This window comes from Simiaoa sunii (assembly GCF_014337175.1).
In the GTDB taxonomy this organism is placed as follows: Bacteria; Bacillota; Clostridia; order Lachnospirales; family Lachnospiraceae; genus Acetatifactor; species Acetatifactor intestinalis.
On the sequence record NZ_CP060633.1, the window covers coordinates 2640408 to 2653074 of the forward strand.

The 12667-nt window shown below is 46.1% G+C and carries 17 protein-coding genes; 4 read left to right on the plus strand and 13 right to left on the minus strand.

Features of this window, described 5'->3' with window-relative positions:
* The first annotated feature begins 341 nt into the window (after positions 1-341).
* Positions 342-434 carry a putative holin-like toxin gene (locus H9Q77_RS12165; protein ID WP_227061454.1) on the plus strand — a complete coding sequence of 31 codons (93 nt, stop codon included), beginning with the start codon at positions 342-344 and terminating at the stop codon, positions 432-434.
* Positions 435-590: 156 nt separating this feature from the next.
* Here H9Q77_RS12165 and H9Q77_RS12170 read toward each other — a convergent pair whose 3' ends face one another.
* The 10 genes from H9Q77_RS12170 to H9Q77_RS12215 form a co-directional block, all read right to left on the minus strand.
* On the minus strand, positions 591-1391 hold the full coding sequence (locus H9Q77_RS12170; protein ID WP_249325749.1) for an SDR family NAD(P)-dependent oxidoreductase: 801 nt from the start codon (positions 1389-1391) through the stop codon (positions 591-593).
* Positions 1392-1521: 130 nt separating this feature from the next.
* Positions 1522-1890 (minus strand): hypothetical protein, encoded by a 369-nt coding sequence (locus tag H9Q77_RS12175; protein ID WP_118547611.1) that lies wholly within the window; start codon positions 1888-1890, stop codon positions 1522-1524.
* Positions 1880-2428 (minus strand): phosphohydrolase, encoded by a 549-nt coding sequence (locus tag H9Q77_RS12180; RefSeq protein WP_249325751.1) that lies wholly within the window; start codon positions 2426-2428, stop codon positions 1880-1882. The genes H9Q77_RS12175 and H9Q77_RS12180 overlap by 11 nt, the downstream gene beginning before the upstream one ends.
* 12 nt (positions 2429-2440) lie before the next feature.
* Positions 2441-3880 carry a M20/M25/M40 family metallo-hydrolase gene (locus H9Q77_RS12185; RefSeq protein ID WP_249325753.1) on the minus strand — a complete coding sequence of 480 codons (1440 nt, stop codon included), beginning with the start codon at positions 3878-3880 and terminating at the stop codon, positions 2441-2443.
* Positions 3881-3899: 19 nt separating this feature from the next.
* Positions 3900-4685, minus strand: a complete 786-nt coding sequence (locus H9Q77_RS12190; RefSeq protein ID WP_249325755.1) for a hypothetical protein — start codon at positions 4683-4685, stop codon at positions 3900-3902.
* A gap of 189 nt (positions 4686-4874) precedes the next feature.
* Entirely contained in the window at positions 4875-5621 is a 747-nt protein-coding gene (locus H9Q77_RS12195; protein WP_118547607.1) for a DUF5058 family protein, read from the minus strand.
* The gene (locus H9Q77_RS12200) at positions 5609-6568 is read right to left on the minus strand and encodes a GTP-binding protein (protein WP_118549973.1); all 960 of its coding nucleotides are present in this window, start codon (positions 6566-6568) and stop codon (positions 5609-5611) included. The genes H9Q77_RS12195 and H9Q77_RS12200 overlap by 13 nt, the downstream gene beginning before the upstream one ends.
* A 46-nt stretch (positions 6569-6614) precedes the next feature.
* Entirely contained in the window at positions 6615-7127 is a 513-nt protein-coding gene (locus H9Q77_RS12205) for a GNAT family N-acetyltransferase (RefSeq protein ID WP_249325757.1), read from the minus strand.
* A 102-nt stretch (positions 7128-7229) separates the two neighbouring features.
* On the minus strand, positions 7230-7904 hold the full coding sequence (locus H9Q77_RS12210) for a DNA alkylation repair protein (RefSeq protein ID WP_249325758.1): 675 nt from the start codon (positions 7902-7904) through the stop codon (positions 7230-7232).
* A gap of 155 nt (positions 7905-8059) precedes the next feature.
* Entirely contained in the window at positions 8060-8236 is a 177-nt protein-coding gene (locus tag H9Q77_RS12215; protein ID WP_022154643.1) for a hypothetical protein, read from the minus strand.
* A gap of 200 nt (positions 8237-8436) precedes the next feature.
* On the opposite strand from H9Q77_RS12215, the gene H9Q77_RS12220 reads away from it, so the two are divergent.
* A complete protein-coding gene (locus H9Q77_RS12220; RefSeq protein ID WP_007886509.1) occupies positions 8437-8640 on the plus strand; it encodes a helix-turn-helix transcriptional regulator in 204 nt (67 codons plus the stop codon).
* On the plus strand, positions 8637-9083 hold the full coding sequence (locus tag H9Q77_RS12225; RefSeq protein ID WP_118372532.1) for a hypothetical protein: 447 nt from the start codon (positions 8637-8639) through the stop codon (positions 9081-9083). The genes H9Q77_RS12220 and H9Q77_RS12225 overlap by 4 nt, the downstream gene beginning before the upstream one ends.
* Before the next feature lie 529 nt (positions 9084-9612).
* Here H9Q77_RS12225 and H9Q77_RS12230 read toward each other — a convergent pair.
* Positions 9613-10026, minus strand: a complete 414-nt coding sequence (locus H9Q77_RS12230) for a hypothetical protein (protein WP_249325760.1) — start codon at positions 10024-10026, stop codon at positions 9613-9615.
* Positions 10027-10414: 388 nt separating this feature from the next.
* Between H9Q77_RS12230 and H9Q77_RS12235 the strand changes: the two genes are divergently transcribed.
* Entirely contained in the window at positions 10415-10852 is a 438-nt protein-coding gene (locus tag H9Q77_RS12235; RefSeq protein WP_022154647.1) for a GatB/YqeY domain-containing protein, read from the plus strand.
* Between the two features lie 86 nt (positions 10853-10938).
* Here H9Q77_RS12235 and H9Q77_RS12240 read toward each other — a convergent pair whose 3' ends face one another.
* Together H9Q77_RS12240 and H9Q77_RS12245 are read right to left on the minus strand one after the other, a co-directional pair.
* Entirely contained in the window at positions 10939-11382 is a 444-nt protein-coding gene (locus H9Q77_RS12240) for an aconitase X swivel domain-containing protein (RefSeq protein WP_022154650.1), read from the minus strand.
* Positions 11379-12659 carry an aconitase X gene (locus H9Q77_RS12245; RefSeq protein WP_249325762.1) on the minus strand — a complete coding sequence of 427 codons (1281 nt, stop codon included), beginning with the start codon at positions 12657-12659 and terminating at the stop codon, positions 11379-11381. Before H9Q77_RS12245 ends, H9Q77_RS12240 begins: the two co-directional genes overlap by 4 nt.
* Positions 12660-12667 lie beyond the last annotated feature (8 nt).

Below are 12667 nucleotides of genomic sequence, written 5' to 3' on the forward strand. Positions count from 1 at the left end.
ATGTCCCAGGGATAAATAACAAAATCTAATTTTTACCTTAGAAAAAACTTTTCAGCCTATTCCGGGTCAAAGTTCTATTTTGCTATATATAGTCCGTTTAATTTTCTTTTTATTCCTCTGACTACTAAATATGGTATTGTACACTTTTTTGTTGTGGAATTGTATACGAAATATTAGAATTGAAACGTACTACTCTGCATGATACACTTCTTGAGAAGCAACCGTGTTGCAAGGTGGTAGCCTCCCGGCTTATAGCTCTAATTAAGAAGGGAGGGCGCACGAAGTCCGGGGGACTTCGGCCTTGCGCGGACCGAAGCGGAGCGGAGAAGGTGCTAATGGATATGTATGAAGTATTAAACCTGTTGTTTTTAGGTGGTACATTTCTCATTGCGCTGCTTGCCTACATAGACAGTAGGATAAACAAGCGAAAATAAATAAACCTACCTTGTCACTTGGCCAGTACAGGTAGGTTTACTATCACCACCGGGAGGCTAACCACTTTGTGGGCGGTTGCTTCTCTTTATGCTTCGATTATAATATCTTTCTTACTTTCTTTCAAGTATTAGTTTTAAAAAATATTTTTCAGCAGCTTACGGTCTCTGTCCCATAGCGCCTTCCAGTGTCAGGGTCTCACCGCTCATATACTTGAAGTCGGGAGAAGCCAGCTGTACGCAGACGCGGCCGATCTCCTTTTCCACATCACCGTAATGTCCCATAGGGGGCATCTTGACATTTGCCTTGAAAGCATCGGGATATGCCTGCTCGAATTTCTCCAGCTGCGCGGTCCATGCCAGAGGACATACGACATTGACATTGATGCCATCGGGACCCCACTCGGTAGCTGCGACTCTGGTCAGTCCGCGGATACCTTCCTTGGCCGCCGCATAAGCGCACTGTCCGAAATTACCGAAGAGACCTGCGCCGGAGGCAAAGTTCACAACGGAGCCCTTGGTCTCCTTCAGATAAGGATAGCAAGCCTTCATATAGTAGAATGCTGCATACAGACCGGAATATACCGCCAGGTCAAACTGCTCCGTCGTATGATCTGCGATAGTCACACCGGAAGCGGAAGCCTGGGCATTGTTGATCAGTACATCGATCCTTCCGAAAGTGTCAATCGCCTGCTTCACCACATTCTGTACGATTGCTTCATTGTCTGAACCGGCGCTGACATCTGCCTGTACGGGAAGTACCTTGATACCGTACTTTGCCTCCAGTTCTTCCTTTGCATCCGTCAGCTTCTGTACATTGCGTCCGGTTAGCACCAGATTGGCACCTTCTTTTGCATAAGCGGTGGCAATACCGTAACCGATGGATCCGCACTCTCCGTTACTCAATACCGCTCTTCCTCCGCCAGTGATGATTGCTGTCTTTCCTGTTAAAAATCCCATAAAATACCCTACCTTTCTTGTTTTTATCTATTTCCTTATAAAACTGCTTATCTGCCTGAATGCAAGCATTCGCAGAACGCAGTTTTGCATGGCTCTGAATAGTTACCATTGTAGCATAATTATAAGCGCTTTACCTGAGAAAAATACTCACCAATATTCCTATGATTCCGCCAATAATGAAAGTAGCAGGAATGCCGTACGCATCCTTTTTTGTCATCCGATCCCACTCAATCCGCGAAGGTGTCATCTTCGTATGGCACATGCTCTGATAGCAGAGATAAATATGTCGCCAACGACACAGATACCCCACCAGATTATAGATTCCATCCAATAATATTCCCACTGCCAGTACAAACAACATTGTAATTCTCCCCCGGTAGAAGTCTGCCAGCGCTCCTGCTATCAGAATCAATACCGGATAGCCATAACGATCCAAATATGCCAGAATGTACATTACTGTCGTAGAATAACTGCGCTCCGGCTTCTTCTCAACGATCACTGCCGTGCACCCCCAATCGCTCTGCCTCCTGCAGGAACCTGACTTTGATCTCTCCCGGCGTATGCTCCGCCAGATCCGGTACGGAAAAAAGCTGCGGCACTTCTCTGTTCTCTTCGCCGTGAAGCAATGTCTTCAGTTCCAGTTCCAGAATCTCATCGTCGATCTGTTTCCAGCGGAGGTTCTCCTCTTCCGTCAGATCATCCAGTCCGAAATGTGTGAGAATCGTTCCCATAATCTTACTTTCGATCTCCAGATAATTGGTCAGATAGATTTTCACCGGGCGAATGATATCCGAAATATATCCCTCGCTGGCATCATGGAGCAGACAGGCGAGCTGCTGCCTCTTAGACCACCCTCTGGCTTTCGCTTCCGCAGCACAGTTGAGCGAATGCTGTCCCACCGAATAAAAATAGGTCAGCTGTCCGCCTCCCCGGCACAACAGGCTCAGGGCATGCGCAATATCTTCTATATATACATCCTCAGGCGTCATCTGCGTGGGATCGAATTTTCTGCCGGAATACGTTGTCATGGTGTTCATAGCTTTTGCTCCTTACTTCTCCGCACGGATCAGATTCTTATAGAACCTCACCGCACCGGGCAGGCAGTTATACTCAATATTTTCATTCAGTCCATGCATTCCCTTCATCTGTTCCGGTCCGTAGACTACCGGTGCAAAACGGATACAGTTCCTGCAAATCGGCTGGTAAAACTGTGCATCGGTCGCTCCCGTCATCACATAAGGACTGGAGGGCAGTCCCGGGAAAGTCTCTGCAATCGTATTTTCCACTAAGCGGAATGCTTCGCCGTGGATATCTACCGGCGGTGTAAAGTCATTGGCATGCAGCACTTCAGTCTCCAGTCCGTACTTATCCGCCACCTTTTTGATGATCTCCAGGCTTTCTTTCTCTCCCTGATGAGGAATGAATCGCATGTTCGCACCGACATAAGCCTCCTGGGGCAGCACATTATAGGCATCGGAGCCCTTCTGCACCGTGAAAGCGATCGTCGTCTTCAGCATTGCACCTGCCTGGGCACTGATCGCAGGCATGACCGCTTTTAATACCGGACCGAACAGCCACACATTACCGAATACCAGCTTCATTCCAAATCCGGCGTAGGGCGCCAGTTCTGTGAACATCGCCGATACCTCCGGTAGCAGCTTTTTCCGGAACGGGGAATGCGTCTCCACCTCATTGACAAAAGCAGATAATCTGGCAATGGGCGTTCCCTTCGACGGGGCGCTGGCATGACCGCCGTTGCTCCGTGCGGTGAACTTCACATCTGCCTTGCCCTTTTCAAATACGCCTACCATGGCAAAATTGCCATGAATGCCGCCGATGGGTTCGGTGATGATTGCACCGCCCTCATCGCATACCAGAAACAGCTCGATCCCTCTGCGCTGCAATTCTGCAACAATCTTCGGTGCACCATCACCGCCCCACTCTTCCGTGCAGGAGCTTGCCAGGTAGACATCGGTGGGCGGGACGAACCCTTCCGACAGGAGTTCCTCCACCGCCTGGAAAAATGCCATTACAGAGGCCTTGGTATCGGATGCGCCTCTGCCCCATACTTTTCCTTCTGCGATATCTCCGGAAAAAGGTGCGTGGATCCACTCGCCCTCCGCAGGTACCACATCCTGATGGCTCATGAGCAGGATCGGCTTCTCAGAGCTTTTTCCTTTCCAGTAAAATAACAGGTTCCCATCGATCTCTGTCTTCTCCAGTTTCTCATGTACCAGAGGGAACAGTTCCTCCAGCACCTTATGGAAGCCTAAGAATTTCTCCACCTCTGCCACGTTGGCATAGGAGGTGGTGTCATATTGAATCATTTTCGACAGCTTCTGGGCCAGTGCCAGTGCTTCCTCCTCCGGTTCGTCTGCCACATAAGTCGAAGTCTTCGACGGCATCAATAAGGTACGAAGCACTGCGATCAACAGCAGTAATATAATAACCGCAACCACTGCAAGAAGTATCAAACCTATGTATTTCATATCTGTCCTCTTTTCTTAATTATTCTTCTGTCGTTTTCTGTGTATTCTTTTTCCGGAACAGCAGATATGCCACACCGATGGCAATAGCGCCGGAAGGAACGATCATAAAGCTGGTGGAGCCGATCAGGGACGGTACCAGAATGAACAACAGGCTCATGAGGATCAGCGGCAATGCTGCGATCTTCATATTTTTCCGGTAATATTTGTACGCCATGGCACCGAACAGCGCCGGAACCACATTTTCAAAAGCCGGCTGCAATACTTCACTCTGCAGCACGGGCTGCAGCGGCACCATCAATAACACGCCCAGTGCCAGGACGAGGATTGTCACCATGGAAGATGTGGCGATGGAGATCGTGGAGATGATCTCATTTTCCGGGGTTCCTGTCTTCGCTCCTACCATGTCTCTCGCATTGACCGCGCAGGGGATCTTCATATTGATCAGGTTACCGGTGATAAATGCCAGGTATCCGCCGCCGGCTCCCAGCATCGGTGTGTAGATCAAAAACTCTGCGATGCTGCTGACCAGCCATACGATTCCCACAGAGAGGAACCCCTTGCCGACAGCCCCCAGATCCGGATACGCACCTAAAAGCTTACCGATGAGAAACGGTGCTCCCACCAACATCACCAGCGTAATGATACTCACAGTCCGCCCGATGACATGCGTTTTCTTCGTGTAAATATCCCAGGCAGACTTGTCACCCTGTGTTTGCTGTGTATTTGCATCGACACCGACTGTGCCGGGGGTATTTACACCTGTATTATCTAGTTTGATATTATTTAATTCTACATTATTTTCCATATTTTTTATTCCTTTCATCTTGGAATATATTGCTCTTCCTAAGGATTCAGCTTTCAGCTTCGGACTCTCCATCCTGAATATCTGTTTCAGATTTCAGCTTTTCTGTTTTCAACACAATGTCTTTATTTCAACTATTTCATTTGCTTTCCGACATTTCATAGATACTTAAAACTTTTTCAGAAGAATACTTTACAGCAACCCCACCAGTACGGCTGCCGTCATGCCGATGATCATGCTTCCGGCAATGGAAAAGCTGTCCACCCAGGCTTTTCCTTTTTTCTCAATGAGGTATACAAACCCTGCCATCACCAGTGCCGATACCGCCATTACCACTAACGGAATGTAATCGCCGTTTAACGTAAACAATCCGTTCTCCGATATAAAACCGCCGAGATATCTTCCGATGTAGGTGCTGACCAGTCCGATGAACATGGCAGTCATTGCCATATCTCCAAAGCCCGGTTTATCTGATTTTTTATTCGAGGTCAGCTTCTGCGTATATTTTTTATTCAGGAAAATGGACAATGTCATGCCCCAGATAATGCAGATGCTCATGAGCAGTGCGATCGTGGAAAATGCCTGCGGTGTCATTTCCGCAGCAGACAATGTGCTCATGCCCACCTGCTCTGCCGCTGCCTGCGCCACCTGGGTCTCATAATGCAGGGCACCGATCACGGACAATCGAAGCCACGGCCAGGGTGTTCCCAGACTTCCCGACAGGGCGATGACACCCAGCAGGATCCCCACACTGGGCAACAGGGAAAAGGTCGCACTGGAGATGATCGTACGCTTCATTTTCGTGGTATCCATACCGAGTGCCTGCCCGGCGCGGTATGCCCTCACCAGAAAAATCACACAGACCACCGCCACAAAAGCAATGATCCCTCCACAGATCAGGTACATCGGTACACTGTTTAACTGACTTAAGATTGACATGTCTCTTCCTCCTTCAGAATCTCTCTGATTTTATCTTCCTGTAAATGCTCTCCGATGACGATCAGCACCTCCTGCCCCACTGCGACAGACTGCATCGTATGACTGTCCGGTGTAGCATTCAATTCCATCCATTGTCCTGCTCTGTTTTTCACAAAACCCTTGATCCGGAATACTTCTCCGCAGGACTTGTCGGCAAACAGTCTGGGCACCGCCCGTTCCAAAGCCTCCGGCTTAATCTTCTCTTCCATGAAAAATAAAGAGTCGAAGCTCTGTCCATTTTCTAAATCCATCTTGCGGTAACTTTCCAGACGATAACCGCATTGGGATACTTCCTCTAAATCTTCTTTTGTCAGATCCGTGAGATTTTTCTGTAAGATGTCCTTCTTGGGGTCGATTCTCCGGTCGCAACGGATCTGTTCCAGTGCCCGGTTGAGATGTGCCACCGTGTCCTCACACTGTTCCCTGGTGGCTGCATCCGCATGACTCAGGATCACTTTTCCGGCATTGGCAGCCTCCGATGCCAGCAGATAGTCCGCCTGCTGTGAGAGATTATTCTCCAATCTTGCATCCAGTATGGCGATGACATTGCCGATCTCATACCACTGGTCCAGCGGCTCCTCCCGAAGTACATCAAAAAACTCATCTACATCATAGATTCCCGACGGCTCCACCAGCACCCTGTCATAACCACACATCCGCATGGAGATCAGCTTCGTACGGAAACGCCTCCTGTGGCTCTCCGCATCGCATCCTCCGGCGATCATCTCCAGTTCGCACTGATCTCCCCTGAGTTCGTGGAGCATCAGCATATCCACGTTGATGGCACCGAAATCATTTTCCAGAATACCGATATGCAGTCCCTGATCCATCAGATATTCCGCATATTTTTTCAGAAAAGTAGTCTTTCCGGATCCCAGGAAGCCTGTGATCAGATCGATCGTTACCATATATCGTCTTTCCTCTCTGTTTCATTGATTTGCATAGTAATCACTTCTATAATTCTTTCTCATAACACCAGTAGGAATGCCCGAAAAGCTCACATTCCCCTGCCGTGGTAAAATGCAATTTTTCATAAGAGCGTAATGCTTTCACATTGTCCTTTGCCACTAAAATGTGTACCGCCTTATAACCCTGTGATTTCAATTCCGCCATAGCTTCCTGCAGCAGGATCCTGGCAATGCCGCGATTCTGATATTCTGCCGCCACTCCCAGTCTGGACAGCTCCGCCACCGGGGTAAGATCCTCTGACCAACAGGACAGTGCCTTAACTTCCGGGTCATCGTCTATGGAAATTGTGCCTATTAATCGTTCTCTCTCATCAGGTTCCGGCATTCTCTCATGCAGACAAAACAATGCATTTCTCGACAGGTCAAATTCCACTTCCCGTTCTGTGGGATAATTTTCTGTCCAGACACAATGTTCGGTTCCGATCAGGGAACGGTATAACTGCAGGATTTCTTCTGCTTCTTCTCTGCGTGCCCTGCGAAATTCCATGTTGCCGTTCATGCTGTCTTATCCTCTCTCATCTTTTTCATAATCTGCAATTTTGCATCCTTTTTTGTTTCCTGTATTTTCGTGCTTCCATATGTTGTGCAGATATCATTCTATTTACATCTTCAACGTCTTCAGATATTCCTTCTGTTCCGGTGTTATACGGTAGCTTTCCCGTGCTTTCTGAATCGTCTTATTGTGTGTCCAGGTATCCAACCGTTGATCCTCTATATAACCGATTGTGGCATCCCATTGCTTTGCCAGTGCCGTGGCATAGAACCACGCGATCATCATGTTCACATAATATTCCTCGGAATGTACCGCTGCCGGGATCTCCAGATATTCCACCCGGAAATCCTCATCCAGGAAATGTGTCATCAGCATTTCCATTCCAAAGCGGCAGGTATAGGGGTGGTCCGAAGCTGTCCATTCTCTTATTTTGTCTATGAGTTTGTCTTTGTTTTTGCGAAACACCTTTGGTGAAAAAATATCACACACCGCCCAGTTATCTACATAAGGCAGGAAACGCTCCACTTCTTTTACACAAACCTCGTAATCTTTGATCTCCGCCACCAGCAGCGCATGCAAAATATTTTCATCATAATAAGTGTGCGGCAGCTGTTTCAGAAACTCTACACTCTCCGGATCCTTTCCATACTCCTTCGCAAGCTTACGAATAGTGGGAATGCGGACGCCGATAATCGTCTCCGCAGGAATCGTCGGGATTAATTTGCTCTGAAAATCACGGTAACCTTTATCTTGCAATTGAAATAATAATTCCTGTGCTTTCATACAATTTTCTCCTCAAAATGCCTGCTTTCTGTTTATTGTACCACAAGCATAGAAGATATGCAAAACAGTCATGGATGGAAATTGAGAGCTGGGGCGGCGAACGCCCGCCTGTGCCCTTCTTCCGCCTCAGCGTGGGCACAGGAGATAGGAACAAGCTAGTCTGTACCCTTCTTCCGCCTCAACGTGAATAGTTTGTGGGTATACCCTGTCAATGTTTCCTTGGTTTTAATAACTGGTAATCCATCTTTTTCTGAACATAATTCCTTATAAGTCTCTATAGATAATAATGGAACCCTAATAATAAACGTCTTTCCTACTTCATATGGCATCATATCAATTCCTCCTAATTTGCTTTTACTTTATTTCGTAACTCTTTTATTACTCCGACACTTGAATCAAATACTTAAAAGTTCTATTACCAAAACATAATAATCTTTTTCACATAACGTTATATATTTATTATTTTTTGTATTATATACTTTACATTTTGTTTGATATATCATATAATGCATATAGAAAGGAGGTTATATAAATGAAAAATATGCGTCTTAAATTAGCGCGCGTTGAGATGAATCTTTCTCAAGAAGAACTGGCTGCCAAAGTTAATGTTACACGCCCTACTATCAACTTACTAGAAGGCGGAAAGTTTAATCCCAGTCTTCAGCTTTGTATTCGGATATGTAAAGTACTTAACAAAACATTAAACGATTTATTTTGGGAGGAGGACAACTTATGAAAACCACCATTCACTGTGATGAAAGGATCACAAATATTCGGCACACAATTTATGTTAAACTTTTTTGGGGTATAATTATAGCAAATGAACTTACTTATCTACTAGATTATTTTTTTAAAACAAGCTTAAACGGTTGGGTTATTCCATTAGCGCCTGATGTGTTAATCATTTGGATGTCAATAAAAGGAGTTCTTTTTAATGGAACCCAACATTTTCCACTCTGGTGTTGGCTATTTGCACTATGCTATTCTAGTTTAAATACTATTATCGTTTTTGTTGAGAGTTTCCAAATTGATACTGTTTTCTATCTTGAACAGATTAATCAAAGAATTATTGTCTCCTTAATATTTCTAACTGTTTATTTCCTTGTAGTATTGTTATTTTTTTACATTTCTTATCGTATTGCTATAAGAAAAATTAAAAAACTTTCTACTGACATCTAATTATGTAAAATTAAATGATTATCAATCCCACATGGGAAGCTTGTTTTGTTGCTGATACCCACGCTATGAAAAGTTCGAGGGTATGGGAAGCTTATTTTGCTGCTGATACCCAAAATGTGAAAACCGGAAGGTATAACAAGGGAACTCTATATTCTAAAATGTTCGTCGTGGGTGTCCTGTATTTTGGGTCTATACAGAAAAAATGAGTTGTGAGATACTAAAATTGCTACAAATAACGCATAAAAAGATGAATATGGGTCTATAGGGAAAAAACCGGCTCTGAGGTACTCATTTTGAAGAAATTGAGTATCTGGCAGGCAAATTTTTAGCTATAGGCCCATATTGTTTAGTTTTTGTTTTTTTACCTGTCCCCAAAAGTACCTACAGGGAAATTTATCTTCTATAGACCCATGAAGGTTTTCAAGAAATCAGTAGCCCCGGCTGGGTATAAGAATAAGCAGTGCCGCGTTTCTTATACCCTGCCAAGGGCTACGGGGATTAGATACAATTTTCTTCGCTAACTCTCAATTTACAACACCTTGGATCCGTTCACGGTCAGCTTAAAGGATGCCTCCAGCACTTCCGCTGCACGCTTACACATCATCATACGTCCAAGGAATATCTCAAAATACTCATACATGCTGCAGATCTTCGGATCAATCTGCAGATTCAGTGAAATCACTCTCTTCTCCACATTGATCTTAAGCTTCGTATCCGTAACCGCATAATTGACGCGGTCATGTTTATCGAAGGTTGCCTTATTCTTCTCCCGGATTCTGCTCCTGCGGACATCGGTCTTATCTGCAATGATCAGCGCCGCGGAGATGGGATCGGTAGCACCGCCGGTAGATTCGTCATGCAGTCCGATAGCGGACACGATCTGCACCCGGTCCCGAATGCGCCTCCGAATGATCGGTGAATCCCATGGCTCCCAGATTCGCATTTCCTTTTTTTAATAAACGTCAGTACTTCTTCATTTTTTCTGATTTCACTATATGTCATTCTTCTACTTCTTTCCTTCCATCCTGTGTTAATTCCCGTGTCTTTATATACATCTTATTTCGTGTTCATTGTACCATCCGCCCGCAAATACGTGCTATGATACGCTACATCCTGTTTCGCAGTTACTTTTTTCTCCAAGGCGCATTCTATATTACCAAAACTGTTGCAGCAACACTATCCTGGGCAGGTAAACAACATGTAATATCTGTATAAACAACCCGGATATAAGCTGACAGGCATTCACATTTTCTTCTTTTCAGTTTTCATCTATGAGAGTATAATAAAACACAGAAAATATTTGGAGATTTTGTTCCAGAGAGGAGACCACAATGAAATTAAAAGAATTACAGGATGCTATGATCGCTGCCATGAAGGCAAAGGATAAATTCAGAAAGGATGCCATCTCCGCACTGGTATCCGCTGTAAAGAAAAAAGGAATCGACAACGGCTGCCGTGACAACATTCCCGATGAGATGGCCAACGAAGCCATCTTAAAAGAGATCAAATCCGTGAAGGAGCAGATCGATACCTGCCCCGCAGACCGTACCGAGCTGCTGGAAGAATACAAAAAACGCTATGAGATCATGAGCGAATTTGCTCCCAAGATGCTCTCCGCTGAGGAAGTCAAGGCAATTCTGGAAGAGAAATTTGCAGATGTTCTGGCTACGAAAAATAAGGGACAGATCATGAAGGCTGTTATGGGCGAACTGAAGGGCAAGGCTGACGGCAAGGTCATCAATCAGGTCGTTGCTGAACTGACCAAATAATATGTGCGGTGCATTATCAGCGATTTCGAAATTCATCAACAAACGGCTTCCGGGAGATCTCCGAAAGCCGCTTGTTATCTAAAGCATTATTCCACTACTACCGTACCGTCTTCTTTTACGGTAATATTCATGTCATCCTTCACATATTCCAGGAACTCTTCCCCCAGACTGTCAATGACAGGCATCTGCACATTGTCAAGCCACACATCTGCCAGGATTGCTCCGGCTGCTGCCAGAGAATCAATGGGTTCGGAAAACAGCATACATGCCGGCTGCCTGTTCATGGAGCAGGCACAGTAAAGTACCAGTCCGCCGGTGGTAGATCCGATGGTCGTCGGCAGACACAGGGCTTTGCCCGCCATCTGTTTACCATAGAGGTCGGGATTATTCTGATCTCCGCAGGTTGCTTTTTTATCGCCGAACTGTAATGCCTTCTGGAAAGATGCCAGTGTGTTCAGACCCCCGTGAGATACCAGTGCCTTGGCGGTTACAGTTCCGGAGGCTACGATTCTTCCTTTAAATTCTTTCATTTGTCCGCTCCTCCCTTCGTGATCTGCTCTAAGATCTCAGCATCGGTATAATATCTTGCGCTGGTATAGGTACGCAGCTTGTTGCTGGAAGTAATGACCGGCATCTTCTCGCTGAGAGGATTATTCATATACATTAACGGGCAGATATAGGAAGTAATGACTCCCGTTGCTTTTAATGTCTCCGCATAAGGGGTCTCCTGAAATTTTTTCAGTACCGCGGGTGCCGCCGTGAATACGGTAGGAATACATACTCTGGTTCTACCGGCTTCTTTCAGGCTCCGAGAGACTTTTTCCGTCCAGTCGATGAGCTGCTGTAAACTCATATGGGGACATCCCATGAAACACAGCTTCGGCTTGGCATCCTTCTTTTTCCAGATCACCGGATAGCTCTCATAGACCCTCTGAAGTTCCGCATCATCTACCACATAGACCTTTGCATCCTCCGCAATCAGATCTTTTCCGTATTTTACAGCCTCCGGAGTCATATTTTCCACATGGTACAGACCTACCGCACCGTTGGAAGCAGTCGCTGCGCCGAAGTCTTTCAGATAGGTCTTTGCTGCATCATCCAGTTCACCCCCCAGCCATTTGTCCAGTCCTACGATATAGGGAACATCCGCCATGACTTTCATACCAATGGCAGATCCCAGCAGCTGTGCTTCCGGCTTTTTCGTGGTCTCGATCTTAACGATCCAGGTGGCTTTTCTGCCTTCATCCGTTAACAGGCCAAAACGGGGCACATAGCCTACTACCGAGCCCATGAGGTCAATGATACCGGAGTTACGATTGCATCTTGCCCCCAATACGGAGTTGGCATAAACCACTGCGGAAGACTCCGACCAGGACAGCACCTCTCCCATGGCCGGGGTATTTCCCACTTCATCCATGTAACAGGTGCAAGTGTAAGCATCCTTTTCCATGATACCCAGCTGTGTAAGCTGTTTCTCGTAATCATCCTGCTTGGAGTACATGAAATTCTTGAACACAAAATCCTGTAAAAAAGAACTGGGCACATTGGGATCCAGTGGTCTCGGATCGGCGGAAAATTTCTGTTTGGATACATTGCCGGATTCGATCAGCTGATTCATCAGTTCATACACCGGCGCCAGTGCTTTCAATCCGAAAGAGGTTACCAGATGGTTGTATTTACTGGTCACAGGCACCATACCGTCCGCACCGAACAGCTCGCCGTAGCGCACCAGCGTCTGCATGACCTTCGCCAGGGTCGCTCCCTGTTTTCCATCATATATTTCCTGTTGTTCTTTTGTTAAGTTCATTGATTTCC